The organism is Micromonospora phaseoli (genome assembly GCF_900109115.1).
Classification (GTDB): Bacteria; Actinomycetota; Actinomycetes; order Mycobacteriales; family Micromonosporaceae; genus Micromonospora; species Micromonospora phaseoli.
Genome location: NZ_FNYV01000001.1, coordinates 870,014 through 896,000 on the forward strand (window position 1 = coordinate 870,014; position 25,987 = coordinate 896,000).

Annotated in this window: 23 protein-coding genes; 18 read left to right on the forward strand and 5 right to left on the reverse strand. The window is 71.8% G+C overall.

Annotation, left to right across the window (positions count from 1 at the left end):
• Positions 1-145: 145 nt before the first annotated feature.
• The 8 genes from ruvC (at position 146) to BMY89_RS04065 (ending at position 9,563) form a co-directional block, all read left to right on the forward strand.
• Entirely contained in the window at positions 146-673 is a 528-nt protein-coding gene (gene ruvC, locus BMY89_RS04030) for a crossover junction endodeoxyribonuclease RuvC (RefSeq protein ID WP_092374867.1), read from the forward strand.
• Positions 670-1,272, forward strand: coding sequence for a Holliday junction branch migration protein RuvA (gene ruvA / locus BMY89_RS04035; protein ID WP_092374869.1), 603 nt, complete (start codon positions 670-672; stop codon positions 1,270-1,272). The genes ruvC and ruvA overlap by 4 nt, the downstream gene beginning before the upstream one ends.
• A gap of 55 nt (positions 1,273-1,327) precedes the next feature.
• Positions 1,328-2,398 (forward strand): Holliday junction branch migration DNA helicase RuvB, encoded by a 1,071-nt coding sequence (gene ruvB, locus BMY89_RS04040; protein ID WP_175510275.1) that lies wholly within the window; start codon positions 1,328-1,330, stop codon positions 2,396-2,398.
• A gap of 138 nt (positions 2,399-2,536) precedes the next feature.
• A complete protein-coding gene (gene yajC, locus BMY89_RS04045) occupies positions 2,537-2,875 on the forward strand; it encodes a preprotein translocase subunit YajC (protein ID WP_092374871.1) in 339 nt (112 codons plus the stop codon).
• Between the two features lie 274 nt (positions 2,876-3,149).
• Positions 3,150-5,042 carry a protein translocase subunit SecD gene (gene secD / locus BMY89_RS04050; protein WP_175510276.1) on the forward strand — a complete coding sequence of 631 codons (1,893 nt, stop codon included), beginning with the start codon at positions 3,150-3,152 and terminating at the stop codon, positions 5,040-5,042.
• Between the two features lies 1 nt (position 5,043).
• Positions 5,044-6,246: a protein translocase subunit SecF gene (gene secF, locus BMY89_RS04055; protein ID WP_092374875.1), complete on the forward strand. Its 1,203-nt coding sequence runs from the start codon at positions 5,044-5,046 to the stop codon at positions 6,244-6,246.
• A 104-nt stretch (positions 6,247-6,350) separates the two neighbouring features.
• Complete coding sequence (locus tag BMY89_RS04060; protein WP_092374877.1) at positions 6,351-6,917, forward strand: adenine phosphoribosyltransferase; 567 nt, start codon at positions 6,351-6,353, stop codon at positions 6,915-6,917.
• A gap of 171 nt (positions 6,918-7,088) precedes the next feature.
• The gene (locus tag BMY89_RS04065) at positions 7,089-9,563 is read left to right on the forward strand and encodes a RelA/SpoT family protein (protein WP_092374879.1); all 2,475 of its coding nucleotides are present in this window, start codon (positions 7,089-7,091) and stop codon (positions 9,561-9,563) included.
• A 193-nt stretch (positions 9,564-9,756) separates the two neighbouring features.
• Here the strand turns inward: BMY89_RS04065 and BMY89_RS04070 are convergent, their stop codons facing one another.
• The gene (locus BMY89_RS04070) at positions 9,757-10,590 is read right to left on the reverse strand and encodes a peptidylprolyl isomerase (RefSeq protein ID WP_092374881.1); all 834 of its coding nucleotides are present in this window, start codon (positions 10,588-10,590) and stop codon (positions 9,757-9,759) included.
• An 89-nt stretch (positions 10,591-10,679) separates the two neighbouring features.
• Positions 10,680-11,597, reverse strand: coding sequence for a peptidylprolyl isomerase (locus BMY89_RS04075; protein ID WP_092374883.1), 918 nt, complete (start codon positions 11,595-11,597; stop codon positions 10,680-10,682).
• Positions 11,598-11,848: 251 nt separating this feature from the next.
• Here BMY89_RS04075 and BMY89_RS04080 point away from each other — a divergent pair, with 251 nt between their 5' ends.
• Positions 11,849-12,568 carry an MBL fold metallo-hydrolase gene (locus tag BMY89_RS04080; protein ID WP_092374885.1) on the forward strand — a complete coding sequence of 240 codons (720 nt, stop codon included), beginning with the start codon at positions 11,849-11,851 and terminating at the stop codon, positions 12,566-12,568.
• A 52-nt stretch (positions 12,569-12,620) separates the two neighbouring features.
• On the forward strand, positions 12,621-13,949 hold the full coding sequence (gene hisS / locus BMY89_RS04085) for a histidine--tRNA ligase (protein ID WP_092374887.1): 1,329 nt from the start codon (positions 12,621-12,623) through the stop codon (positions 13,947-13,949).
• A gap of 207 nt (positions 13,950-14,156) precedes the next feature.
• Here the strand turns inward: hisS and BMY89_RS04090 are convergent, their stop codons facing one another.
• Positions 14,157-14,675: a PaaI family thioesterase gene (locus BMY89_RS04090; RefSeq protein WP_092374889.1), complete on the reverse strand. Its 519-nt coding sequence runs from the start codon at positions 14,673-14,675 to the stop codon at positions 14,157-14,159.
• Positions 14,676-14,823: 148 nt separating this feature from the next.
• Between BMY89_RS04090 and BMY89_RS04095 the strand changes: the two genes are divergently transcribed.
• On the forward strand, positions 14,824-15,294 hold the full coding sequence (locus BMY89_RS04095; RefSeq protein WP_092374891.1) for a winged helix-turn-helix transcriptional regulator: 471 nt from the start codon (positions 14,824-14,826) through the stop codon (positions 15,292-15,294).
• 158 nt (positions 15,295-15,452) lie between these two features.
• On the opposite strand, the gene BMY89_RS04100 is transcribed toward BMY89_RS04095, so the two are convergent.
• Positions 15,453-16,283 carry an SGNH/GDSL hydrolase family protein gene (locus tag BMY89_RS04100; RefSeq protein ID WP_092374893.1) on the reverse strand — a complete coding sequence of 277 codons (831 nt, stop codon included), beginning with the start codon at positions 16,281-16,283 and terminating at the stop codon, positions 15,453-15,455.
• A 246-nt stretch (positions 16,284-16,529) separates the two neighbouring features.
• On the opposite strand from BMY89_RS04100, the gene BMY89_RS04105 reads away from it, so the two are divergent.
• The 5 genes from BMY89_RS04105 to BMY89_RS04125 all read left to right on the forward strand — a co-directional run bounded on the left by BMY89_RS04105 (position 16,530) and on the right by BMY89_RS04125 (position 22,682).
• Positions 16,530-17,582: a S1 family peptidase gene (locus tag BMY89_RS04105; RefSeq protein ID WP_092374895.1), complete on the forward strand. Its 1,053-nt coding sequence runs from the start codon at positions 16,530-16,532 to the stop codon at positions 17,580-17,582.
• Between the two features lie 245 nt (positions 17,583-17,827).
• A complete protein-coding gene (gene aspS / locus BMY89_RS04110; protein ID WP_092374897.1) occupies positions 17,828-19,651 on the forward strand; it encodes an aspartate--tRNA ligase in 1,824 nt (607 codons plus the stop codon).
• A 96-nt stretch (positions 19,652-19,747) separates the two neighbouring features.
• Positions 19,748-20,560 carry an SDR family oxidoreductase gene (locus BMY89_RS04115; RefSeq protein WP_092374899.1) on the forward strand — a complete coding sequence of 271 codons (813 nt, stop codon included), beginning with the start codon at positions 19,748-19,750 and terminating at the stop codon, positions 20,558-20,560.
• A 245-nt stretch (positions 20,561-20,805) separates the two neighbouring features.
• Positions 20,806-21,402, forward strand: coding sequence for an ArsR/SmtB family transcription factor (locus BMY89_RS04120; RefSeq protein WP_092374901.1), 597 nt, complete (start codon positions 20,806-20,808; stop codon positions 21,400-21,402).
• Entirely contained in the window at positions 21,399-22,682 is a 1,284-nt protein-coding gene (locus BMY89_RS04125) for an MFS transporter (RefSeq protein WP_092374903.1), read from the forward strand. The genes BMY89_RS04120 and BMY89_RS04125 overlap by 4 nt, the downstream gene beginning before the upstream one ends.
• Here the strand turns inward: BMY89_RS04125 and BMY89_RS04130 are convergent.
• Positions 22,640-23,377: a GNAT family N-acetyltransferase gene (locus BMY89_RS04130; protein WP_092374905.1), complete on the reverse strand. Its 738-nt coding sequence runs from the start codon at positions 23,375-23,377 to the stop codon at positions 22,640-22,642. The two genes, BMY89_RS04125 and BMY89_RS04130, sit on opposite strands and share 43 nt — an antisense overlap.
• A gap of 127 nt (positions 23,378-23,504) precedes the next feature.
• On the opposite strand from BMY89_RS04130, the gene BMY89_RS04135 reads away from it, so the two are divergent.
• Positions 23,505-23,723, forward strand: coding sequence for a hypothetical protein (locus tag BMY89_RS04135; RefSeq protein WP_092374907.1), 219 nt, complete (start codon positions 23,505-23,507; stop codon positions 23,721-23,723).
• A 75-nt stretch (positions 23,724-23,798) separates the two neighbouring features.
• Positions 23,799-25,331 (forward strand): replication-associated recombination protein A, encoded by a 1,533-nt coding sequence (locus BMY89_RS04140; protein WP_092374909.1) that lies wholly within the window; start codon positions 23,799-23,801, stop codon positions 25,329-25,331.
• Positions 25,332-25,987: the final 656 nt, after the last annotated feature.

Below are 25,987 nucleotides of genomic sequence, written 5' to 3' on the forward strand. Positions count from 1 at the left end.
TGGGTTGCCACGACATCACGGTCCGCGCCACCTGACGGCATGGGCACGGGGTCGCCGTTGGTGGGCGTGTCCCGCGGCACGGCGTGTCGGCGGCCTCGGTAGGGTGTCGAACACACGTACTGCCCGGCGGCTGGGAGGAGGCGGCGTGCGGGTACTCGGCGTCGACCCCGGCTTGACCCGGTGCGGGGTGGGAGTGGTCGAGGGGGTGCCCGGACGACCCTGCACGCTGGTCGCCTACTACGTCGTCTACACCGATCCGGCCGACGAACTGCCCACCCGGCTGCTGCACCTGGACCGCTCCCTCACCGAGCTGGTCGCCGAGCACCGGCCGGACAGCGTCGCCGTGGAGCGGGTGTTCAGCCAGCACAACGTCCGTACGGTGATGGGCACCGCCCAGGCCAGCGGGATCGCGGTGCTCGCCGGCGCGCGGGCCGGGCTGCCGGTGCAGACGTACACCCCGAGCGAGGTGAAGGCGGCGGTGACCGGTTCCGGTCAGGCGGACAAGGCGCAGATGACCGCGATGGTCACCCGGCTGCTGCGGCTGTCCGAGCCACCCCGGCCCGCCGACGCCGCGGACGCCCTCGCGCTGGCGATCTGCCACGTGTGGCGCGGCGGCACGCGGTCGAAACTGGCCGCCGCCGCGGACCGGGTCAGACGAGGAGGAGCGAGATGATCGCCAGTGTCCGCGGCGTGGTGACCGCCACCGGATCAGACCACGCGGTGATCGAGGTCGGCGGGGTCGGCCTGGCCGTGCAGTGCGCCCCCGGCACGCTCGCCGACCTGCGGGTCGGCCAGCCGGCCCGGCTGGCCACCAGCCTGGTGGTCCGGGAGGACTCGCTCACCCTCTACGGCTTCGCCGACGACGACGCCAAGTCGCTGTTCGAGCTGCTGCAGACGGCCAGCGGGGTCGGTCCGCGACTGGCGCAGGCGGTGCTCGCGGTGCACACCCCGGACGCGGTGCGCAAGGCGATCGCCAACGCCGACACGGCGGCGTTGACCCGGGTGCCCGGCATCGGTAAGAAGGGCGCCGAACGCCTGGTGCTGGAGCTGCGCGACCGGATCGGGCCGGTCGTGGTGGGCGCCGACGGCGCGGCCGGCGTCACCGGTGGCGGGTGGCCCGAGCAGGTCCGCCAGGCGCTGGTCGGGCTCGGCTGGACGGCGGGCCAGGCCGACCAGGCGGTGGCGGCCGTCGCCGAGACCATCGACGGTCCCACCCCGGCGGTACCGGTGCTGTTGAAGCAGGCCATCCGCCTGCTGGGCCGCACCCGATGAGCGCGAGGAGTGAGCCGGGCCTGCGAGCCCCGCAGTCGCGAATGAAGGAGATCTCGTGACCGCGCCCGACGGCGGACTGGTCTCGGCGTACGTCAACGAGGCGGAGCTGGACGCGGAGGTCAGCGTCCGGCCGAAGCGGCTGGACGAGTTCATCGCCCAGCACCGCGTCCGGGACCAGCTCGACCTGCTGCTGCAGGGCGCGATGCGGCGCGGCTCCCCACCCGACCACATCCTTCTGTCCGGGCCACCTGGCTTGGGTAAGACCACCCTGGCCAACATCGTGGCCGCCGAGCTGGGCGCCGGCATCCGGGTGACCAGCGGGCCGGCGATCGAGCGTTCCGGCGACCTGGCGGCGATCCTGACCAGCCTGGCCGAGGGCGACGTGCTCTTCATCGACGAGATCCACCGCATCGCCAGGCCGGCCGAGGAGTTGCTCTACAGCGCGATGGAGGACTTCCGGGTCGACGTGGTGGTCGGCAAGGGGCCGGGTGCCACCGCCATCCCGCTGGACGTGGAGCCGTTCACGCTGGTCGGCGCGACCACCCGCTCGGGCCTGCTCACCGGCCCGATGCGGGACCGCTTCGGTTTCGTCGCGCACCTCGACTTCTACGCCCCGGCCGACCTGGAGACGCTGCTGCACCGCTCGGCACGCATCCTCGGGGTGCCGATCACCGAGGACGGGGCGGCGGAGATCGCCGGGCGCTCGCGGGGCACGCCGCGGATCGCCAACCGCCTGCTGCGTCGGGTGCGGGACTTCGCCGAGGTGCGCGCCGACGGCGTGGTCACCGTCGAGACCGCCCGGTTGGCCCTGACCGTGTACGACGTGGACGCGCTCGGACTGGACCGGCTCGACCGGGCGGTGCTGACCGCGCTGGTCGACTCGTTCCGGGGCGGCCCGGTCGGGCTGTCGACCCTGGCCGTGGCGGTGGGGGAGCAGCCGGACACGGTGGAGGAGGTCTGCGAGCCGTTTCTGGTGCGGGCCGGGCTGCTGGCGCGTACGCCCCGGGGGCGGGTGGCCACCGGTGCCGCCTGGCACCATCTGGGGCGTACGCCACCGAATGGTACATTTGCGGCGGATGTTGCTCCGTCGCCCGATCTGTTCTCGGTGGACACCGACGAGGCGTGATCTGTTCGTGATCTGTGCCGCATTCGGCGTTCCCAGATTGACCGACTAGACTCGCCGCGGTCTGTACAGGATGTGAAAATCCGCCTCCGCTCTGGTGCTCACGCGCCGGGCTGGAGGCCAATGGGAAGGTCGACAACCGTGCACTACGCAGCAGAAGGCGGCGGAGCGGGCGGCTTCACGCCGATCCTCATGATCGCGCTGCTCTTCGGCGTCATGTACTTCATGATGATCCGTCCGCAGCAGAAGCGCCGCCGCGAGGCCGAGGCGATGCAGTCGCAGCTCTCCCCGGGCGACGAGGTGGTCACCATCGGCGGGCTCTACGGCACGGTCACCGGTGTCGAGGACGACAGCGTCCTGCTCGAGGTCGCTCCCGGAGTGCAGACCCGTTACGCCCGTCCGGCAATCGCCCGGGTGGTCACCAGGGCGGAGCTCCCCTCCGAGGCCACGGCCGAGGAACCCGGCGCCGTCAAGGACTGAACACCGCGCCCACCCGGGTCGCCGGCCTCCGGCCGCCCGGGTGCAGGTGCCCGCACGCGTCCCCGAGCGGGGGCCGCCGTGCGCGGTGAGACAACTGGATAGATGGCCGACGCCGGGCGTCGGTGCGCCGGTCCGCCCGGTCCACGCGCCTCGCGTTGACCACCCGGGGCGACGGCGTCAGCCCGGGCGCCGTCGGAAGGCAGACCGTCGGCCGGGTACCCGGCCGACCCGCCGCCGCGCCGCGGTGGCGTGACCACAGGGAGACAGGACAGCCGTGGCACCACCTCAGGGACAGATGCGCCCGGGACGGCAGTTGGCCGTACTCGCCGGCATCTTCGTCGTCCTCTATCTTTTGGTGTTCTTCTCGAGCGGTGCCAGCGGCGGCTGGAAGGACCGGCTCGAACCTCGGCTCGGTCTTGACCTGGTCGGCGGCACACGGCTTACGCTCGAGGCGACCAACACCCTCGACGGTCGGGCCCCGACGGCGGACAATCTGGAGCGCGCCCGGCAGATCATCGAGAGCCGGGTCAACGCGTACGGCGTCGCCGAGGCCGAGGTGGTCACCGAGGGCGACCGCAACATCGTCATCTCCCTGCCCGGCGAGAACCGCGACATCAACGAGGTCGGCAGCGCCGCCGAGCTGCGCTTCCGCAAGGTGCTGAAGATCGCCGACGGCAGCGGGACGATCCCGGCGCCGGCACCGACCGAGAGCCCCGAGGCCACGCCGTCCGGGAGCGCGAGCCCCGAGGCGACCCCGTCCGGCAGTGTGAGTCCCACGCCCGACGCCGACGCCAACTCGTCGCCGACCCCGGGTGGTCAGGGCGGCGGGGCGCCGACCCCGACGCCGTCCGAGAGCCCTGCCGCCACCCCGTCGCCGGAGGCGACCGAAGAGGTGACGCAGAGCATCGAGGAGCAGCGCCGTGCCGTCGAGCAGAAGGTCGGCGCCGAGGCGTGGGCCGCTGCGAGCGGGTTGCAGGCGCCGGCGGACCTGAGCGCCGACCCGTCGCTGGCCGACAGGCTCAAGCCCTTCGCCGACCTCGACGGTCGTGAGGTCGCGGTGCTGCCGGCGCAGATGCAGTTCAACGTGCCGACGATCGGTTGCCCGCAGCTCGACGACCGGCCCCCGGCGTCCATCTCCGACCCGGAGCAGCAGGCCGTCGCCTGTGAGGGCGGCTACGCCAAGAACCTGCTGGACGTGGCGAAGGTGCTCGGCACCGACGTCTCCGACGCCAACGCGGTGCGCGACGAGACCAGCCAGTGGGTGGTCAGCCTGAACTTCACCAGCTCCGGCCAGGACAAGTGGACCGCCCTGACCCGCGAGGCGTTCAACAACGAGGGCCAGGCGTGCGACGCCTCCGCGCTCGGCGACGAGGGCAAGTGCCGGGTCGCCGTGGTGCTGGACAACGAGATCATCTCATCGCCGCAGATCCAGGGCGTGCTCACCGGCAACTCGCAGATCACCGGCAACTTCAGCAACGCCGAGGCCAGCGAGCTGGCCGGCTACCTCAGCTACGGTGCCCTGCCGGTCACCTTCGAGGCGCAGGAGCAGCAGAACGTCACCGCCACCCTGGGCGCCAGCCACCTGCGGGCCGGTCTGCTCGCGGCCGGCATCGGCATGCTGCTGGTCGTCATCTACTCGTTCTTCTACTACCGCCTGCTCGGCTCGGTGATCTTCCTGAGCCTGGTCCTGTCGGCCCTGCTGCTCTTCGGTGCCCTGGTGTTCCTCGGCCGGCAGATCGGCTTCACGCTCACCCTCGCCGGCATCGCCGGCATCATCGTCTCGCTCGGTGTGGCGGCGGACTCGTTCGTCATCTACTTCGAACGACTGAAAGACGAGATCCGGGAGGGCCGCAGCCCGCGCAGCGCGGTGCCGCGCGCCTGGATCCGGGCCCGCCGGACGATCATCTCGGCGAACGCGATCACGATCCTGTCGGCACTGGTGCTCTACATCGTCTCGGTCGGCACGGTGAAGGGCTTCGCCTTCGCCCTCGGCCTGGCCACGGTGCTCGACCTGCTGGTGGTCTTCCTCTTCCGGCACCCGATCATGACGTTGTTCGCCCGCACCCCGGCGTTCCTGTCCCCACGGGTCAGCGGGCTCGGCCGGGTGCTACCGGCCCGGTCGGAGCAGGCCGCCCCGCCCCGCAAGCAGCGCGTCAAGGAGGCCTGAGATGGCTGAGACTGGTCTGGCAGCCCGCCTCTACAAAGGTGAGGCCGGCCTTAACATCGTCGGTCGACGCAAGACGTGGTTCACGGTCGCCGCCCTGCTGGTGCTGATCGCGCTCGGCAGCATCATCTTCCGCGGCTTCAGCCTCGGCATCGAGTTCGCCGGTGGCAACTCGTTCCAGGTCCCGACCAGCGTCGGCAGCCTGGAGCAGGTGGAGGACCGCGCCCGTGAGGTGCTGACCAGCGCGGGTGACGGCGCCCAGGTGGTCACCACCCAGCAGGTCGGCGGGGGCGGCGGCGAGTTCTACGAGCTGCGAACCACCCAGCTCGACGCCGAGCAGGCCGAGGCGGTCCGGCTCGAGTTGGGCCAGGTCTTCGGCATCGACCCGGCGGAGATCGCCAGCAACCGGGTCAGCGAGGCGTGGGGCAGCCAGGTGACCAACCGGGCCCTGCTCGGTCTGCTGGTCTTCCTCGCGCTGGTGACGGTCTACCTGGTGCTGCGCTTCGAGTGGCAGATGGCGGCGGCGGCGATCTTCTCGCTGGTGTCGAACCTGGCCCTCACCGCCGGCATCTACTCGATCGTCGGGTTCGAGGTGACCCCGTCGACGATCATCGGTTTCCTCACCATCCTGGGCTTCGCCCTGTACGACGTGGTGGTGGTCTTCGACAAGGTGCAGGAGAACACCAGAGGGATCACCGCGAACAACAACCAGACGTACGGCGACGCGGCGAACCTCGCCGTCAACCAGAGCCTGATGCGGTCCATCAACACCTCGGTGGTGGCGCTGCTGCCGGTCGGCGGCATCCTGTTCATCGGTGCCGGGCTGCTCGGTGCGGGCACCCTGAAGGACCTCGGCCTGGTGCTGTTCGTCGGTATGGCGATGGCCTTCGTCACCTCGATCATGCTGGCCACCCCGCTGCTGGTGGTGCTCAAGAACCGCGACCCGCGGATCCAGGCACACAACAAGCGGGTGCTGGCCCGCCGGGGGGCGGGCAGCCGGAACGAGGCTCTCGCTGCCAAGGCCGGCGCGGCCCCTGCGGCCGAGCCGGAGCAGGAGGAGGAGCCGGTCACCGCGGAGGCCGGCGCCCTGGCCGCCGCCGCGCCCAAGGTGGGCGCTCGGCCCTCCGGCAAGCGCTCCGGCGGTGCCCGCGGTGGGCGTCCCGGTGGTGGGGGCGGCAACCGCCCGGGCGGCGCGAAGCGACGCTGAGTACGCCGGGAACCACCCGGTAGGAGACGGAACCGGCGGCGTCCGGCATGCTGTGCGAGCAGCGTGCGGGACGCCGCCGCCATGTGAAGGGGAGCGGAACAGCCGTGACGGAGACGCACAGCGCCGGGGTACGCGGAGACAGCGGGCCGCAGGCGGCCCGGTTGGTGGCCAGCCGAGTGCTCGACGTGCCCGACTTCCCCAAACCCGGCGTCATGTTCAAGGACCTGATGCCGCTGTTCGCCGACGGTGACGCCTTCCGCGAGGTGATCGACGGGATCGTCGCGTACCACGGACGGGAGTCCTTCGACACCGTGGTCGGTATCGAGGCGCGCGGCTTCGTGGTCGCCGCGGCCATCGCGTACGCGACGGGGGTCGGCGTGGTGCCGGTCCGCAAGGCCGGCAAGCTGCCCCGACCCGCCTACGCCGCCTCTTACCAGCTGGAGTACGGCGAGGCCACGCTGGAGGTGCACCAGGACGCCTTCACGGCCGGTCACCGGGTGCTGGTGGTCGACGACGTGCTCGCCACCGGCGGCACTGCCGCGGCGACGCTGGACCTGGTGGAGCGGGCCGGCGGCACGGTCGCCGGCTTCACCGTGCTGCTGGAGCTGGCCTTCCTCGGCGGCCGGGAACGGTTGGCGCCGCGTCCCGTGCATGCGCTGTTGACCGTTTGAGGCGCTGTCGCCGCCGGAGGACTCGGCACCGTCCGTCCGGCGGAGCGGCAGGGCACCCCGGGTGCGGGTAGCATTGCCCATTGCTGACCGGACGGTGACCCGTCTGAGCGGCGCTAGACCACATCGGCCGGCGCACGGTCGGTGTATTCCCGGCGAGCGGTGAGGAGGCCGGTGTCCCACGATGTCGTTCCTCCGGTGGAGGGCACGGTGCACCCGACAGGTGACGCGGACGGCTCGCTGACTGACCGCAACGGTGCCGTTGTTCCGGCGTCGGGCGGCGGATCCGGAGTGGCGGCGCCGACCGGCGACGGGGACCGTCCGGGCGTCGGCGCGGAGGTCGCCTCGACCGAGGCCGCCGATCCGTCGCCGAGCAGTGGCTTCGGGTTCTCCCACGCGCCCACCGGGCGCCGGGTCCGGGCACGGCTGGCACGGTTCAACGCGCCGTGGCAGTCCTCGCAGGTCAGCGAGGTGCTGGAGCCGCTGATCTCGTCACACCGGGAGAACCACCCGAAAGCGGACGCTCGGCTGTTGCAGCGGGCCTTCGACACGGCGGCGCGCTGGCACTCGGGTCAGTACCGCAAGTCCGGCGACCCGTACATCACCCACCCGCTCGCGGTGGCGACCATCCTGGCCAACCTGGGCATGGACACCACCACCCTGGTCGCCGCGCTGCTGCACGACACCATCGAGGACACGGAATACTCCCTGGACCAGATGCGCGCGGACTTCGGCGGCGAGGTCGCCCTGCTGGTCGACGGGGTCACCAAGCTCGACAAGGTGAAGCTCGGCGACGCGGCCAAGGCCGAGACGATCCGCAAGATGGTCGTCGCCATGGCCAAGGACCCGCGGGTCCTGGTGATCAAGCTGGCCGACCGCCTGCACAACATGCGGACGCTGACCTTCCTGCCCCGCCCGAAGCAGGAGCAGAAGGCGAAGGAGACGCTGGAGATCCTCGCCCCGCTGGCCCACCGGCTCGGTATGAACACGATCAAGTGGGAGTTGGAGGACCTGGCCTTCGGGACGCTGTTTCCGAAGCGGTTCGAGGAGATCAACCGGCTGATCGGGGAGCACCAGCCGCAGCGTGAGGCGCTGCTGCGGCAGGTGACGCAGAAGGTGCAGACCGACCTGAAGGCCGCCAAGATCAAGGCGGAGACCACCGGGCGGCCGAAGCACCTGTACTCGATCTACCAGAAGATGATCGTGCGGGGTCGGGACTTCAACGACATCTACGACCTGGTGGGTGTGCGGATCCTGGTCGACACGGTGCGGGACTGCTACGCGGCGTTGGGGGTCATCCACGCGAACTGGCAGCCGGTGCCGGGCCGGTTCAAGGACTACATCGCGATGCCCAAGTTCAACATGTACCAGTCGTTGCACACCACCGTGATCGGGCCGACCGGCAAGCCGGTGGAGATGCAGATCCGGACGTACGCGATGCACCGTACGGCGGAGTTCGGTATCGCGGCGCACTGGAAGTACAAGGAGCACAAGGGCACCCAGATCGTCGGCCCGCCGGCGCACATCGACGAGATGACCTGGCTGCGGCAGCTGCTGGACTGGCAGCGGGAGGCGGCGGACCCGAGCGAGTTCCTGGACGCGTTGCGGTTCGACCTGTCCAGCCAGGAGGTGTACGTCTTCACCCCGAAGGGCGACGTGATCCCGTTGCCGACGGGGTCCACGCCGGTGGACTTCGCGTACGCGGTGCACACCGAGGTGGGGCACAAGTGCATCGGGGCGCGGGTCAACGGCAAGCTGGTGCCGTTGGAGTCGACGCTGTCCAACGGCGACGTGATCGAGATCTTCACCTCGAAGTCGGACACGGCCGGCCCGACGCAGGACTGGTTGGGCTTCGTCAAGAGCCCGCGGGCGCGGACGAAGATCCGGCAGTACTTCAACAAGGAGCGCCGCGAGGAGGCGATCGAGGAGGGCAAGGACGCGATCGTCAAGGCGATGCGTAAGCAGGGCATGCCGTTGCAGCGGATGCTCACCTCCGACAACCTGATGGCGATCGCCCGGGACCTGCACCTGGCCGACGTCGCCTCGTTGTACGCGGCCGTCGGCGACAGCCAGGTCTCCGCCCAGTCGGTGGTGCAGAAGCTGATGGCCTCCTACGGCGGCGAGGAGGGCGCGGCCGAGGACATCGCCGAGACCGCCGTGGCCACCCGGCCGCCGCGCAGCCGGGCCTCCAGCCACGACCCCGGCGTGGTGGTACGCGGCGTCAGCGACGTGTGGATCAAGCTGGCCCGCTGCTGCACGCCGGTACCACCGGACTCGGTGTTCGGCTTCGTGACCCGCTCCGGCGGGGTCAGCGTGCACCGGGACGACTGTGCCAACGCCGAGGACCTGCGCGCCCAGGGCGAGCGGGTGGTCGAGGTGAGCTGGAAACTCACCTCCGCCTCCACGTTCCTGGTGGCCATCCAGGTGGAGGCCCTGGACCGGCACAAGCTCCTCGCCGACGTCACCCGGGTGCTCTCCGAGGAACGGGTCAACATCCTCTCCGCCACCGTCACCACCACCCGCGACCGGGTGGCGGTGAGCCGGTTCAGCTTCGAGATGGCCGACCCGAAGCACCTCGGGCACCTGCTCGCCACGGTCCGCAAGGTCGACGGCGTCTTCGACGCCTACCGCGTAACCTCCGGCGCCTAACCCCCCCCACCCCCCCACCCTCCCCGCGCCGGACCCCGCCCCCGCCTGGGTTGATCAAGAAGTTCTGGTCAGAATCCCGCCAGATCGAGACGCAAACTTCTTGATCAACCAGGGTGGTGGGTGGGTGGGTGGGTGGGTGGGTGAAGCGCCCGCCGGCTTGGGCCGACGGGCGCTTCTGGGAGGCGGTGGTGGGTCAGGCGTCGGTCATGGTGAGGTCGGTGATGACGACCTCCTTCTTGGGGTGGCCGCCACCGGCCTGCTGGGCGAACGCGCCGTCGTCACCGGCGGCGGCGACGTCGTTGACGATCTCCATTCCGCTGGTGATGGTGCCGAGCACGGTGTAGTTCGGGTCCAGCGGCGAGTCGCCGTAGACGATGAAGAACTGGCTGCCGGTGCTCGCCGGCTGGCCGGAGTTGGCCATCGCGATCACGCCCTGCGGGTACGGCGGACGCTTGTCGGTGGGCAGGTTCTCCTCGGCCATGCGGTAGCTCGGGCCGCCGGTGCCGTCGGACTCCCGCCAGCCGTCGCCGGTGGCGCTCGGGTCGCCGCACTGCAGCACCTTGATGCCCTCGGTCACCAGTCGGTGGCACTTCGTGTTGTCGAAGAAGTTCTGCTCGGCCAGGTGGGTGAAGCTCCCCGCGGTGCACGGCACCGCTGCCCGGTCGATCCGGGCGGTGATCGGGCCGAGGTTGGTGGTGATCGTCATGGTCTGGGTGCCGGTCCGGCTCTGCTGGGCGTCCGGCAGCCCGACGTCCTTGGTCGTCGGGGTCCTCTCCCCGGCCGGGATGTCGACCCAGTCGCACTGCGCCTGGATCCCGTCCTGGGCGGTGCTGTCGGTGCCGCCGTCGTCGCCGATCAGGTTGCTGGCCAGCCAGGCCGTGCCGGCGACCACCAGCAGCAGGACCGCGCCGGCCGCGACGACCGCCTGGGTCTGGCGGCGCTTACGGGCCCGGGTGGCCCGCTCGGCCATCTCCTTCTCGAGCCGGGCGCGGGCCGCCGCGCGCTGCCGCTCTCTGGTGGACGTCACGCCTCGATCCTCCTGGGACTATGTGTGTATGCCGCTGCGGTGGGTTGCCCCCGTGATGCGATCGGTACAGCGCCGGTCTCCCGGTTGGGTCAGCCGGCGCTCGCGCTGGCCTCAGGGGCCGCTGAGGCCTCCGGGGTCGGCGTACCCGTGGGGGCGGGATCGGCGGGCGACGCCGGATCCAGCACGGGTTCGCCGACGGTCAGGCTCTGGATGACCACGTCGTCGTTCTCCGGCTTGACCTTCTCCCCGGCACCATTGTCCACCGTCGGCAGGGCGCCGATCTTCTCGACGACGTCGAGACCGGCGGTGACCTTGCCGATGATCGGGAACCGCGGCTCGGTGGTGGTGAAGTCCTTGAAGAAGATCAGGAACTGGCTGCCGTTGGCACCCGGCGGGTTCGCGATCATCGCAACCGTGCCCTTCGGGTACGTCGGCGGGTCGTCCGGGGACGGGCTGGGCGCCGGCGACGCCTCCGGGGCGTCGGGCACGTTCTCGTCGTAGAACGAGTAGGCCGGTCCACCCAGACCGCTGCCGCTCGGGTCGCCGCAGCGCACCGCGCCGTCGGCGGTGATCTCGTGACACTTGGTGTTGTCGTAGAACGACTGGCTCGCCAGGTGGGCGATGCTCGCGGCCGCACATGGCGCGGTCGCCAGGTCAAGCTCGACGGAGACCGGCTCGCCCTGGTTGGTGACGATCGTCATCGGCCGGGTACCGGTCACCGGCAGGCCGGTGGTGGCCGGCTCGCCCACGTCTTTGAGGTTGCTGTTGCCCTCGGTGTTCTGCGGGGTCCAGAGGCAGACCTCGTCGGCGGCGGTGTCCTCGGTCGGCTCCCGGTCGAAGGCGCCCAGCGCCCACGCCGAGCCGGCGACGACCAGAACGAGGATCAGGGCGGTACCGACACCGGCCTGGATCCGTCGGCGGCGCCTGGCGGCGGAGGCCCGGCGAGCCAGTTGCCGGTCGAGCTTGGCCCGCGCCAGTTTGCGCTGCCGGTCCCTGCTGGAAGCCACCCGTGCTCCCCTTTCATCTACCCTGGTCGTCACTTGGTGGTCGCGTACCCGTCGGGCGGCAGGTGCGCCACGCCACACGCCCGCCAGAGTGTACGGGTAGCGGCTGTGAAAGTGGTGTACGAGGTCGGTACCCGCCTTCATCGGGATTGGTCAGTGCGCAATGGTGCCGGTGGGGCGAATGGGCGTGAGCGGTACCGGGGCGGCCGGTTAGGCTTCCCGCAGAGGACGGCTCGACGGAGAGGGGAGCGGACGTGCTCGTGGCCGGCTTTCCCGCGGACGCCTTCGGCACCAACTGCTACGTGGTCGCCGCCGGACCGGGGGAGCAGTGCGTGGTGGTCGACCCCGGCATCGGGGTGATCGACCGGCTCGACGCGCTGCTCGCCGAGCATCGCCTGCACCCGGCCGCGGTGCTGCTCACCCACGGGCACCTCGATCACACCTTCTCCGTGGCGCCCGTCTGCGGCGCGCGCGGGATCACCGCGTACGTGCATCCGGACGACCGGGAGATGCTGGCCGACCCGGCGAAGGCGCTGTCGATGGACCTCACGCAGCTCTTCGGTGGCCGGCTGCCGTACGCCGAGCCGGAGGACGTGGCCGAGCTGGCCGACGGTATGACGCTCGCCCTCGCCGGGCTGGAGATCACCGTCGACCACGCCCCCGGCCATACCGGCGGGTCGGTGCTGTTCCGGCTGCCCGGCGTCGGCTCGCCCTGGGAGGCGGAGCAGATCTGCCTCTCCGGTGACGTGCTCTTCGCCGGCTCGATCGGCCGCACCGACCTGCCGGGCGGCAGCATGCCGACGATGCTCACCAGCCTGCGGGACAAGATCCTTCCGCTGGCCGACGACACCGTCGTACTGCCCGGCCATGGGCCCGCGACCACCATCGGCCGCGAGCGCGCCGCCAACCCGTACCTCGCCGAGGTGGCGGGGATGAGCGGCGCGCGACCGGCGGCCCCCACCCGCGGCCTGTAACGGCCGCGTCGAGACCGCACCGCGCGGCCCGCGCGGGATCAAGGAGTACGTCATGAGCAAGCCCACGCCCATCTCCGGCTTCCCGGAGTGGACGCCCGCCCAGCGGATGATCGAGCAGTTCGTCCTGGACCGGATCCGGTCCACCTTCGAGCTGTACGGCTTCGCGCCCCTGGAGACCCGAGCGGTCGAGCCGCTGGACCAGTTGCTGCGCAAGGGGGAGACCTCGAAGGAGGTCTACGTGATCCGGCGCCTGCACGGCGATCCGGACGGTTCGGCCGGTGACGACGCCCTCGGCCTGCACTTCGACCTGACCGTGCCGTTCGCCCGGTACGTGCTGGAGAACGCGGGCCGGCTCCAGTTCCCGTTCCGCCGCTACCAGATCCAGAAGGTCTGGCGTGGCGAGCGCCCACAGGAGGGGCGGTACCGGGAGTTCCTCCAGGCCGACATCGACATCGTCGACCGGGACACCCTGGCACCGCACCACGAGGCGGAGATGCCGCTGGTCATCGGCGACGCGCTGCGCTCGCTGCCGATCCCGCCGGTACGCATCCAGGTGAACAACCGCAAGATCTGTGAGGGCTTCTACCGGGGCATCGGATTGACCGATCCGGAGGCGGCGCTGCGCGCGGTGGACAAGCTCGACAAGATCGGCCCGGCCGGCGTGGCGGAGCTGCTGGCCGCCACGGCCGGGGCGAGCGAGGCGCAGGCCAAGGCATGCCTGGCGCTGGCCGAGATCTCCGCGGCGGACCCCTCGTTCGCCGACGCGGTACACGCGCTGGGGGTCAGCGACCCGTTGCTCGACGAGGGCGTCGAGGAGCTGGTCCGGGTGGTGCAGACCGCCGCCGCGCACTCGCCGGGCCTCTGCGTGGCCGACCTGCGGATCGCCCGTGGCCTGGACTACTACACCGGCACCGTCTACGAGACCCAGCTGGTCGGGTACGAGCGGTTCGGCTCCGTGTGCTCCGGCGGCCGGTACGACAACCTGGCCAGCGCCGGGGCCGCCAGCTTCCCCGGGGTGGGCATCTCGATCGGGGTGACCCGGCTGCTCGGCCTGCTGTTCGGCGCGGGCGCGCTGTCGGTCTCCCGGGACGTGCCGACCTGCGTGCTGGTGGCGGTGACCAACGAGGAGCTGCGGGGGGCCAGCAACTCCGTCGCGGAGGCGTTGCGCTCGCGGGGCATCCCTACCGAGGTGTCACCGAGCGCGGCGAAGTTCGGCAAGCAGATCCGGTACGCCGAGCGGCGCGGCATCCCGTACGTCTGGTTCCCGGGCTCCGAAGGCGCGGCCGACGAGGTGAAGGACATCCGTTCGGGCGAGCAGGCCGTCGCGGCGGCGGGGGAGTGGACCCCGCCCCGGGCGGACCTCAAGCCGCTGGTGAGCTGAGCCGGGTCGGCGCTCCGGGTACGGTCGTCGCTGGCTCTCTCGACGCCGACCGCGCCCGGGGCCGCTCAAGGGGTGTTCTCGGCGGTGCGGTTGCGGCGATGGCCCGACATCCGGCATCGGTCCGCTGTCTGCGCGTGGTCCGCATGCGGTCCGTGGCGCACGGCGCGGTGCGGTGGCCGGTCGGCGGGTGGCCGCCGAGGCTGCCGGTCAGTCGGTGGGGGGCGCCAGGGGCATCAGGAGGCAGGTGGAGGTGGCGTGCGCGACGAGACGGGAGCGTCCGTCGGTCAGCCGGGCCTGCGCGAGGGCGGTACGGCGACCGCTTTGCAGCACAGTCCCCTCGCAGCGCAGTGTTCCCGAATCCACGGTGACCGGGCGGAGGAACTTCACGTTCAGGTCCAGTGAGGTGTACCCGACGCCGGCCGGCAGGGTGGTGTGCACGGCGCAGGCCGCGGCGGTGTCCAGGAGGGTGGACAGCACCCCACCGTGGACCGTGCCGAGCGGGTTGTAGTGGAACTCCTGCGGCTCCAGTTCGACCACGACGCGCCCCTCGTCGGCCGCCATCCGCGTCATGTCGATCAGGTGCATCACCGGCGGCGCGGCCAGCTCGCCGGCGATCATCGCGCGGAGCAGTTCCAGTCCGCTGCGCCGACCGACCTGCGTGGCGTTGATGCTCGGATCGGACCAGGAGAAGGTGCGGCTGCGCGTCGCATCCTGCGTCTGCGTCATGGACTCAGCCTGGCAGTGGTCGTTGGACCTGTCAAACAGACCCTGACGCGGTGGAAGCGGCGCAGCGGCCAGCAGCATCAGCCACGCCAACCGCCGCTCGCCGCCCGCCACTGGCAGCGCTCCTGGACACCGCACTAGCCTGGCGAGCATGAGACCCGCGGCCCTGGACTGGTCGGTCGACAACTGCACGGTTGCCCGCGCGATGGAGATCCTCGGCGAGAAGTGGACCCTGGTCGTGCTGCGCGAGGTGTTCAGCGGGGTGCGCCGCTTCGACGACATGCGGCTGCGTACCGGTATTCCCCGGCAGGTGCTGACCAACCGGCTGGCCGGCCTGGTCGAGCAGGAGGTGCTGCGCCGTGAGCCGTACCGTGAGCCGGGTAGCCGGCTACGTCACGAGTACCGGCTCACCGCCAAGGGGCTGAACCTGTGGCCGGTGCTGGTCGCGGTGCTCGCCTGGGGCGACCGGTACCTCGCCGATCCGGAGGGGCCGCCGCTCAGTGTCGGGCACCGCGACTGCGGTGCCGAGATCAGCGTCGAGCTGCACTGCGCGGCCGGGCACCACGTTACCGAGCCCCGCGACGTGCTACCCCGCCCCGGCCCCGGCGCCCACCCCCGCTAGCCGCCCACCCCCGCTAGCCGCCCACCCCCTCCCGCCCTCCCCTCCCTCCCCGCCCGCTCTCCACGCGCGCGATCTTGCACTTGTGGTCGCCGCTATCGGGCTTGTGCCCTGGTTCAGAGCGACCACAAGTGCAAGATCGGCGCTACGGGGGTGCGGGGCTACCAGGCGAAGCCGGCGGGGTAGGAGACGGTGGCCAGGACCTGCTGGCCGGTGGTGTTGGGGTGGAAGTAGTCCCAGCCGGAGAGCTGGGCGAGGGTGAACGGATAGCCGAAGACGGCGTTTCCGTCGTACTTGCAGTTCGATCCGTACGCGGCGCAGGCCGCGGCGAGCTGGCCGTTGAAGTCGATCACCCGCTGCCGCACCCGGTTGCGCCGGTCGACGTCGGCCTGAGCGGTGGAGGTCGGGTTGGCCAGGATGGACTGGCAGATGCCGAAGAGCGACCAGGCGGTGCGGGCGCTGCTGCTGCCCCTGCCGACCGACCAGAGTCGGTGCACGTCCGGGATGCTGATCACGTAGACCTTCGCGTTCGGTAGACCGGTCTTGAGCCGGTTCAGGCCGGCGTCGATGTTGGCCCGGAAGGTGGCCGGCGAGGTCATCGTCGACTCCGAGCTGGTGCAGGCGTCGTTGGCGCCGATCAGGATGGTCACGTAACCGACCCCCTGGTTGACCGCGGTGCCGGCCTGGCCGTACAGGTCGGCGGACTTCGCCCCGGTGCTGGCGGCGTTGTGGTTGCGGCCGTTGATGCCCGGGCTGACCGCACGGATGCGCAGGTAGTGACTGTTCACCGTGGAGTAGCTGCCGGTGCTGAACGAGCGGGCGGTGCAGTCGACGTACCACCCGCAGGCGTTGAAGCCGCGGGTGATGGAGTCACCGAGACTCGCCATCGAGGTCGGCGGCGGGCCGGGGTCGGCCGCGGCCGGACTGGTGACGAGCAGGACGAGAGCGGTGACGCCGGCGAGGGTGGCCAGCGTGCGTCGGACGAGGGTCATGGTGGCCTCCGGTTCACGGTTGCCGGATGGTGGCGGTTACCGGAGCGTATAGATGACTTTCTGTGTCCACAATGTTGCGCAGGGGTTACCTGGGGGCGATGGGTGAATTCGGGCAAAGGGGGGTCTTGCTTACGATCTTAAATATGTGAATACTTTCCCTCGCTTGGCCATTTCCCCAGGTGGTCGAGTTGCCCCCGCCTCTGTCGCCATGACAGGGCCCCTAACCCCCATCCGGGAGGCTGTTACATGCGACCCACAAGGTCAATGCTGCGCCGCGTCGTCACCGTCGCCGCGGCCGGAACCCTGGTGACCGGCGTGCTGGCCGGCGTGCCGGCCCATGCGGCGCCCGCGTCCGCCTCGCCCGACACCGCGACCGCCGTCGCGGAGCGGCTCGGTGACCGCGCCGCCGGCGCGTACTCCGACGCCAGCGGCAAGATGGTCGTCACGGTGACCGACGCCGTCGCGGCCCGCCAGGTGGCCGCCGCCGGCGCCGTCCCGAAGCTCGTCAAGCGCGGCGCCGCCGAGCTGAACCGGGCCGCCGCCGAGCTGGACCGCTCCGCCGCGATCCCCGGCACCGCCTGGTGGACCGACCCGGCCACCAACCAGGTCGTCGTCTCCGTGGACAGCACGGTGACCGGCGCGAAGCTGGAGCGGGTCAAGGCCGCCGCCGCACGGACCAACGGCGCGGTGCGCATCGAGGCCGAGGCCGGCGTGCTGAGCACCCGCATCTCCGGTGGCCAGGCCATCTACGCCCAGGGCGGCGGACGCTGCTCGCTCGGCTTCAACGTGCGTGCCGGCAGCACCTACTACTTCATCACCGCCGGGCACTGCACCAACATCGCCGCGAACTGGTACAGCAACTCGGGCCAGACCTCGCTGCTCGGCTCCCGTGCCGGCAGCGTCTTCCCGGGCAGCGACTACGGCATCGTCCGGTACAGCAACCAGAGCACCGTGCAGCCGGGCAACGTCTCGCTCTACAACGGCAGCTTCCGGGACATCACCGGCTCCGGCAACGCCTACGTCGGCCAATCCGCGCAGCGTTCCGGCAGCACCACCGGCCTGCGCAGCGGCTCGGTGCAGGCGCTCAACGCCACGGTCAACTACGCCGAGGGCCAGGTCCGGGGCCTGATCCGCACCAACATCTGCGCCCAGCCCGGCGACAGCGGCGGCTCGCTGTTCAGCGGCGGCACGGCGCTCGGCCTGACCTCCGGCGGCAGCGGCAACTGCTCCACCGGCGGCACGACCTACTTCCAGCCGGTCGGGCCGGTGCTGAGCCGCTACGGCGTCAGCGTCTACTGACCTCCGTCTTACGCAGATCTTCTCCTCCACCAGCGGGCCGCCGGATTCCTCCTCCGGCGGCCCGCCCGTGTGCCGTCGTCTGCCGCCCTGCCCGTGTGCCGGGCGGGGCGGGTGTTAACAGGGGGCCCTTCCTATACACCAGGCGTTAACAGGGGGCCCTTCCTTGCACCCCGGGAACGGGGGCGGGTGGGTGCTGACAGAATGCCGGGAGCAGAGATGTAAAGCAGACGAGGGAGACGTACGCCGTGATCCGTACCCATGACGCCGGCAGCCTGCGCGCGACGGACGCCGGCACCACGGTGACGCTCGCCGGCTGGGTGGCCCGCCGGCGCGACCACGGCGGGGTCATCTTCGTCGACCTGCGGGACGGCTCCGGCGTGGTTCAGGTGGTCCTTCGCGAGGAGGACGCCCACGCCCTGCGCAACGAGTACTGCGTCAAGGTCGTCGGCGAGGTCACCCGGCGGCCCGAGGGCAACGAGAACCCGGAGCTGCCCACCGGCGAGATCGAGGTGACCGCGACCGAGCTGGAGGTGCTCTCCGAGTCCGCGCCGCTGCCGCTGCCGGTGGACGACCAGGTGGTGGCCGGCGACGACATCCGGCTCAAGTACCGCTACCTCGACCTGCGGCGCAGCGGCCCGGCCCGGGCCATGCGGCTGCGCTCGCGGGCCAACCAGTTGGCCCGCACGGTGCTGCACGAGCGGGACTTCCTGGAGATCGAGACGCCGACGCTGACCCGCTCCACGCCCGAGGGCGCCCGCGACTTCCTGGTCCCGGTCCGGTTGCAGCCCGGCAGCTGGTACGCGCTGCCGCAGTCGCCGCAGTTGTTCAAGCAGCTGCTGATGGTCGGCGGCATGGAGCGCTACTACCAGATCGCCCGCTGCTACCGCGACGAGGACTTCCGGGCCGACCGGCAACCGGAGTTCACCCAGCTCGACATCGAGATGTCCTTCGTCACCCAGGACGACGTGATCGACCTCGGCGAGGCGATCATCGCCGCACTCTGGTCGGAGCTGGCCGGGTACGAGATCCCCCGACCGATCCCGCGGATCACCTGGCACGACGCCATGGCGCGGTACGGCTCGGACAAGCCGGACCTGCGCTACGGCGTCGAGTTGACGGAGCTGACCGACTACCTGCGCGGTACCCAGTTCCGGGTCTTCGCCGGGGCGATCGACGCGGGCGGCTACGTCGGCGCGGTGGTGATGCCCGGCGGTGCCGCGCAGTCCCGCAAGGAGCTGGACGGCTGGCAGGACTGGGCCAAGGCGCGCGGCGCGAAGGGCCTGGCGTACGTGGTGCTCGACGCCGAGACCGGTGAGGCGCGCGGGCCGGTGGCGAAGAACCTGTCGGCGGAGCACCTGGCCGGGTTGGCCGACGCGGTCGGTGCCAAGCCGGGTGACGCGATCTTCTTCGCCGCGAGTGCGGAGACCCGGGAGGCGCAGGAGCTGCTCGGCGCGGCCCGGATCGAGATCGCCAAGCGCGCCGGCCTGGTCGACGACAGCGCCTGGGCGTTCTGCTGGGTGGTCGACGCCCCGATGTTCGAGCGGGTCTCCGACCAGGAGAACGGCGGAGCGGGCGGCTGGACGGCCGTGCACCACCCGTTCACCTCGCCGAACGCCGAGTGGGTCGACCGGTTCGAGGAGGCGCCGGACCGGGCACTCGCCTACGCGTACGACATCGTCTGCAACGGCAACGAGATCGGCGGCGGCTCGATCCGTATCCACCGTCGCGACGTGCAGCAGCGGGTTTTCGCCCTGCTCGGCATCACGCCCGAGGAGGCGCAGGACAAGTTCGGCTTCCTGCTGGAGGCGTTCAGTTACGGGCCGCCGCCGCACGGCGGCATCGCGTTCGGCTGGGACCGGACCTGCATGCTGCTCGCCGGTGCCGACTCGATCCGCGAGGTGATCGCTTTCCCGAAGACCCGGGGCGGCTTCGACCCGCTCACCGGCGCACCCACCCCCATCACCGCCCAGCAGCGCACCGAGGCCGGCGTCGACGCCAAACCCAAGCCCCAGCAGGCCCCGCACACCGGCACCGCCGGCCCCGCCGCCCCGGTCGCCACCCCCACCTGACCGCACCCCTCCGGGTTGTTGACCAAGAAGTTTGCGTCATGATTCGGCTGTTCCGGTGACGAAACTTCTTGATCAACCAGAGGAGTGGGGTGCGGGGTGCGGGTGCTGGTGGTGGGTGGTAGCGGGTTTCTCGGGCGGGAGGTGTGCCGCGGAGCGGTGTCGCGGGGGTGGTCGGTGGTGGGGACGTACCACTCGGGTGCGGTCGGGGTGCCGGGGGTGGCGGTCCGCCGGCTGGACGTGACCGACCGGGCCGCGGTGGCCGCGCTGGTCGCGGCGGTACGCCCCAATGCCGTGATCGGCACCCCCTACCGGTACGGCGACTGGGCGGTCACCGCCGACGGAGCGGCGCACGTCGCGTACGCCGCCGGGCAGGTGGGCGCGCGGCTGGTGCACATCTCCAGCGACGCGCTGCACGCCGGGCGCCCCGACGCGTACGGCGATGACGACCCGCCCACTCCGATCTTCCCGTACGGTGCGGCGAAGGCGGCGGCGGAGACGGCGGTGCGGGCGATCGATCCGGCCGCCGTGCTGGTGCGTACCTCGCTGATCGTCGGGGAGGGGAGCAAGCAGATCCAGCTCTGCCGGGACGCGCTGGCCGGGCGGGCGGCCCTGTTCACCGACGAGCTGCGCTGCCCGATCGACGTGGGTGACCTCGCCGCCGCCGTACTGGAACTGGTGCCCTCCGGTTACGCCGGACCGCTCAACGTCGCCGGCCCGGACGCGGTCAGCCGGGCCGAGCTGGGCCTGCTGGTGGCCCGTCGGGAGGGCATCGACCCGGGTGGCCTGAAGACCACCACCGGTGCCGCCGCCGGACTGGTCCGCCCCACCGAGGTGCGTCTCGATTCCGCCCGCGCCGCCGGCCTGCTGGGCACCCGACTGCGCGGCGTCACCGAACTGCTCGCCGCCTGATCCGCAGGCGACCAACTGCCGGCCTGGCTGCCGAGACCTGCCGCGCTCCGCCTGCCGTGCCTTCCGCGCCGCCTGCCGAGTCCTGCCGGCCTGGCTGCCGTGCCTTCCGCGCCGCCTGCCGAGACCTTCCGCCCCGCCCGCTGTATCTGCCGCGCCGCCTGTCGAGCTGATCCGGCTGTGCCATCATGCACAATCTCTATGCACAACTATTGTGCATAGAGATTGTGCAGAGATATTGTGCATCCATGGGAGATGAAGGGAAGCGACCCGCGCCGCGCCGGGTCCGGATCGACCACCGGCAGGTCCGCGTCCTGGCGCACCCCCTGCGGGCGCGGCTGCTCGGCGCGTTACGCGTGCAGGGTCCGTCGACGGCCACCACCCTCGCCGGGCTGCTCGACACCAACACCGGCGCCACCAGTTACCACCTGCGTCAGTTGGCCGACGTTGGGCTGGTCGTCGAGGAACCCGACCGGGGCACCGCCCGGCAGCGCTGGTGGCGAGCCGCGCACGACATCACCAGCTGGGAGAACACCGACTTCGACGATGATCCGGACGCCAGGGCCGCGGTGGAGTGGATCCAGGCCGAGCAGGTACGCCAGTTCGTCGAGCACACCGAGCGCTGGTCCGCCGTCCGCGACGAGTGGCCGCCGGCCTGGCGCGACGCCTTCGGCATGAGCGACTCCTTCATGACCATCCCGGCCGACCGGCTCAAGGAACTCCAGGCGGAGCTGTGGCGCATCCTTGAGCGCTACCGCGCCGAGGCCGATCCGGACGAGCCCGGGGCCGAGCAGGTGCAGATCTTCCTCGCCTCCCTTCCACTGCTGCTCGGAGGCAAGCGATGAGCGCGATATCGGTACGCCAGGTCCGGCGTCGTTACCTGGTCCTGCACGGCCTGCGCTGGCTGCCGACCGGTCTGATGATTCCGGTGATCATCCTGCTGATGCAGGAACGGGGCCTGACGCTGACCCAGATCGGCATGGCCGCCGCCGCCCAGGGATTGGTGGTGCTCGCCCTGGAGCTGCCCACCGGCGGGTTCGCCGACGCCCTGGGCCGCAAGCCGGTGCTGGTGACGGCGAGCGTGGTGGGCCTCGTTTCGATGAGCCTGTTGGTGGTGGCGGATTCGTTCGTCCTGCTGGCCACCGTCTGGGCGTTGCAAGGGGTGTTCCGCGCGCTGGACAGCGGCCCCCTGGAGTCCTGGTACGTCGACAGCACCCTCGCCGCCGACCCGGACGCCAAGTACGAGAAGGGGCTCGGCCAGGGCGGCACGGTGCTCGGCCTGAGCATCGCGGCCGGTGCCCTGCTCAGCGGCGGCCTGGTGGCCCTCGGCCCGATCGGTCCGGTCAGCGCGCTGACCACACCGATCGTTGCCGCGGTCGGGCTTCAGGCGGTCGCCCTGGTCGCGCTGTTGACGCTGCTGGTGGAGCAGCGTCCGGCGACTGGCCCGGGTGCGCTACGGGCGTCGATCCGGTCCGCGCCGAGGATGGTCGGCGAGGCGTTCGGCCTGCTCCGTCGCTCCCGGGTGCTGCTCGCCCTGGTCGCGGTCGAGCTGTTCTGGGGCTTCGGGATGGTCACCTTCGAGGGGCTGCTGCCGGTGCGGCTGGCCGAGGTGCTGGGCGACGCCGACCGGGCCGCCGCCCTGCTCGGCCCGGCCAGCACGGTTGCCTGGCTCGCCTCGGCCGGCGGTGCGGCGCTCACCCCGCTGCTCCTCCGCTGGCTCGGTGCCGCGCCCGGCGCGGCGCTGCTGCGGATCGCGCAAGGGGCCACCGTGGTCGGCATGGCCCTGTTCGCCGGCCCGGTCGGGGTGCTGATCGCCTTCGTCGCCTGTTACGCCGTGCACGGCGCGTCCAACCCGCTGCACATGGGGCTGCTGCACCGACAGGTCGACGGCCCGTACCGGACCAGCGTGGTCTCGGTGAACTCGATGGTGGCGCTGCCCGCCGGTGCCCTCGGTGGGGTGGTGCTCGGCTTCGTCGGCGACCGGGCCGGGGTGAGCACGGCGATGCTGATCGGCGCGGTGGTGCTGGCGGTCGCCGCGCCGCTGTACCTGCCGGCCTGGCGGGCCGGGCGGTTGGCTGCCGGTCAGCCGAAGCGGACCGAGGTGAGTGGGAAGGTGCCGGTGTAGCCGAGCCGCCGGTAGAGCCGGACCGCCCCCACGTTGCTCGGGTAGACGCCCAGCGCCACCACGTCGTACCGGGCCGCCAACGCCCGGGTCATGCCGGCGGTGAGCGCCGCGCCCAGCCCGCGACCCCGGTGCGCCGGCGCCACGGTCAGCCCGGCGAGGAAACCGACCTCACCCCGGGTGCGATCGGCGCCGCAGGCGACCAGCCGGTCACCCTCGCGGATGCCGTACCAGTCGAGCACCCGGGGATCGCCGGGGCGCGCCGTGCTGGTGGGGAACGCCTCGTCGATGAGCGCGGTCAGGGCGGGGTGGTCCGCCTCGGTCAACCGGACCACCCGCTCCTGTCCGGGCTGCGACGTGGGCGACGCCGTGCTCGTCCAGAGAAAATCCCAGTTCTCGTACCCGGCCACGGCAGCACCGAGCGCCGCCGGATCCGTCCGGGGCAGGTGCACCCAGCGCCCGGCGTCGACCAGCCGTTCGGCGGCCAGCGCGCCGGCCAGCTCGACCGCCGTGGGCGGCGTCCCGATCACGCCACCGATCGGGCCCTGCTCGACGGAGAGCAGCCAGCACACGGTGTCGGCGCGCCGCCAGCCCCGTACCGGTTCGCGGCGCGGCAGCGAATGCCGGACGAACGGGTGACGGTCCGCGGCGGTCAGGACGGCGTCCCGCCCGTCGAGTACCTCGTCGGCGATGATCATGGCTTCAGCGTAGGCGTGGCTGTCGTCGTGGCGGCGGCAGGGCGAGGTGATCCACCGTGGAGATTGGCGAGCCGACCGATCGGGTACATCGGGGCCGACCTACTGGAACCCCCACCGGAGGAACGCCATGCTCGCCATCGCCGCAGCCGCCGTTTTTGGCTTCGCCCTGCTGCTCGACCTGCTCGACACCAACCTCGGCGCGCCGGACCTGTTCAACTGGAACACCCTGGTGCTGATCGGTCTGTTGCTGCTCTCGCTCTACCTGGCCGGTGTCGGCCGGGGGCCGGGTGGCGGCGGCGGTGGCGGTGGCCGCTGGTACCGGGGCCGTCGCCCGGGGCGTGGCTGACCGGAAACGATCGTCACGGGCTCGGTCGGCGGCGCGATTCCGGCGTTGTCGGCCGAGCCCGGTACTGTTCTCGTGATGGAGTCCGACGCCCTGTTCACCCTCGGTGAACCCGCAGCAGCACCCAGTGCGCTCGCGGGTTCCGGTGGCGTCGGCGGCTTCGGCGGCTTCGGCGCGGTGGGTCCGGACTCGCCGTTGCCCGTCCGGATGCGCCCGGCCAACCTGGACGAACTCGTCGGTCAGGATCACCTGCTCACCCCTGGTGCGCCGCTGCGGCAACTGGTCGGCGGCAACGCGCCGATGTCGGTCATCCTGTGGGGCCCGCCGGGCAGCGGCAAGACCACCATCGCCCACCTGGTGGCCGGGGCCACCGACCGGCGCTTCGTGGCCATGTCGGCGCTCTCGGCCGGGGTGAAGGACGTCCGGGCGGTGATCGACACGGCTCGGCGGCAGCGGCGTTCGGGCGGCCCGCAGACGGTGCTCTTCATCGACGAGGTGCATCGGTTCAGTAAGACCCAGCAGGATTCGCTGCTCGCCGCGGTCGAGGACCGGACCGTCACGCTGCTGGCGGCCACCACGGAAAACCCGTACTTCTCGGTCATCTCCCCGCTGCTGTCCCGCTGCGTACTGCTCACCCTCCAGCCGCTCGACGACACGGCCGTACGCCGGCTGTTGCGCCGGGCGATGGTCGACGAGCGTGGTCTGGCCGGCGCGTTCACCCTCGCGCCGGAGGCCGAGGACCACCTGGTCCGGCTGGCCGGCGGGGACGTCCGCAAGGCGCTCACGGCGCTGGAGGCGGCGGCCGCCTCGGCGACCGCGTTGGGTGGTGGGCTGATCGACCTGTCCACCGCCGAGCGGGCGGTGGACACGGCGGCCGTCCGCTACGACCGGGCGGGTGACGCACATTACGACGTGACCAGCGCCTTCATCAAGAGCCTGCGGGGTTCCGACGTGGACGCCGCGCTGCACTGGCTGGCCCGGATGCTGGTCGCGGGGGAGGACGCGAGGTTCATCGCGCGGCGGCTGGTCATCTTCGCCAGCGAGGACGTGGGCATGGCCGACCCCGGCGCTCTCGGTGTGGCCGCCGCGGCCGCACACGCGGTGGAGTACGTGGGACTGCCGGAGGCGCAGCTCAACCTGGCCCAGGCGGTGATCCACCTGGCCACCGCGCCCAAGTCCAACTCGGCCACCACCGCGATCGGCGCGGCGATCGCCGACGTGCGGTCGGGCCGGGGCGGCCCGGTTCCCCGGGGCCTGCGGGACGCGCACTACGCCGGTGCCCGGGGTCTCGGGCACGGCACCGGCTACCGCTACCCGCATGACGACCACCGGGGGGTGGTGGCCCAGCAGTACGTGCCGGACGACCTGGTCGGCACCGACTACTACCGACCGAGCCAGCACGGCGCGGAGCGATCGGTGGCCACCCGGCTGCCGTTGCTGCGCCGCATCGTCCGTGGGTTGCCGACCCCGGCCGGCACGGCTGCGTCGACGGTGGGCGGCCGGGCGGAGACGCCGACGCCGTCCGAGGTCGACGGCGACCGCTTGACGGCTACCGACGCCGACGCGGCGGATCAGGTCGGCGCCAGCGCCGACGGGAGGGGTCAACAGTGAGATCGTCGGAGCGACCGGACGACGGCCCGGACGAGCGGCGGGGCAAGGTTCGCCGCTGGGGCCGGGGCAAAGCAGAGCCGGCCCCGGAGGAGTCGGGCGGCGGCGAGGACTTCGGTTGGATCGACGACCTCCGCTCTGCCAAGCAGCAGCGCGCAGAGCTGGGTCCCGAGGGTGGCGCGCCGGCACCGGGCGCGACCGCTCCACCCCGGAGCGGGTCGGAGCGACCAGGTCAGGCTCCGCCCACCCGTCCCGTTCCGGCGCCGGCCGGCCGCCCGGGACCGGGCGGACCCGTGCCACCCCCGCCCGGCAGTCGGGGACCGGGCGGATCTGTCCCACCGCCGCCCGGCGGACGCGGGCAGGTGCCGCCCGGTCATCCCGCACCACCGGACTCGCCCGCTGGCCCCCCGCCGCGTCGGGGAGCTGCCGAACCGCCACGCGCACGCCCGGTCGACGGTCCCTGGCCGGGAAACCCGTCCGCGCGGCCACCGGCCGGCCCGCCGCCCGTGGGTCCCCGGGAGCGGCCACCGGCCGGCCCGCCGCCCGTCGTCCGCCGTGAGCCCGGTGCGCCGAACACGCCGCCGGCCGGCTGGCCGCAGCAGCCCCATGCCGCCGGTCCGTCCGGCCGGCAGACGCGCCCCGGCGAGCCGGTTCCGCCC

Bases quoted from the DNA above. Each gene is read 5' to 3' on its own strand.
- BMY89_RS04130 (WP_092374905.1), bottom strand. From the start codon at position 23,377: ATGATCATCGCCGACGAGGTACTCGACGGGCGGGACGCCGTCCTGACC.
- secF (WP_092374875.1), top strand. From the start codon at position 5,044: ATGGCTGAGACTGGTCTGGCAGCCCGCCTCTACAAAGGTGAGGCCGGC.
- BMY89_RS04140 (WP_092374909.1), top strand. From the start codon at position 23,799: ATGGAGTCCGACGCCCTGTTCACCCTCGGTGAACCCGCAGCAGCACCC.
- BMY89_RS04135 (WP_092374907.1), top strand. From the start codon at position 23,505: ATGCTCGCCATCGCCGCAGCCGCCGTTTTTGGCTTCGCCCTGCTGCTC.
- BMY89_RS04120 (WP_092374901.1), top strand. From the start codon at position 20,806: ATGGGAGATGAAGGGAAGCGACCCGCGCCGCGCCGGGTCCGGATCGAC.
- BMY89_RS04090 (WP_092374889.1), bottom strand. From the start codon at position 14,675: ATGACGCAGACGCAGGATGCGACGCGCAGCCGCACCTTCTCCTGGTCC.
- hisS (WP_092374887.1), top strand. From the start codon at position 12,621: ATGAGCAAGCCCACGCCCATCTCCGGCTTCCCGGAGTGGACGCCCGCC.
- ruvA (WP_092374869.1), top strand. From the start codon at position 670: ATGATCGCCAGTGTCCGCGGCGTGGTGACCGCCACCGGATCAGACCAC.
- BMY89_RS04105 (WP_092374895.1), top strand. From the start codon at position 16,530: ATGCGACCCACAAGGTCAATGCTGCGCCGCGTCGTCACCGTCGCCGCG.
- BMY89_RS04125 (WP_092374903.1), top strand. From the start codon at position 21,399: ATGAGCGCGATATCGGTACGCCAGGTCCGGCGTCGTTACCTGGTCCTG.
- BMY89_RS04100 (WP_092374893.1), bottom strand. From the start codon at position 16,283: ATGACCCTCGTCCGACGCACGCTGGCCACCCTCGCCGGCGTCACCGCT.
- BMY89_RS04095 (WP_092374891.1), top strand. From the start codon at position 14,824: ATGAGACCCGCGGCCCTGGACTGGTCGGTCGACAACTGCACGGTTGCC.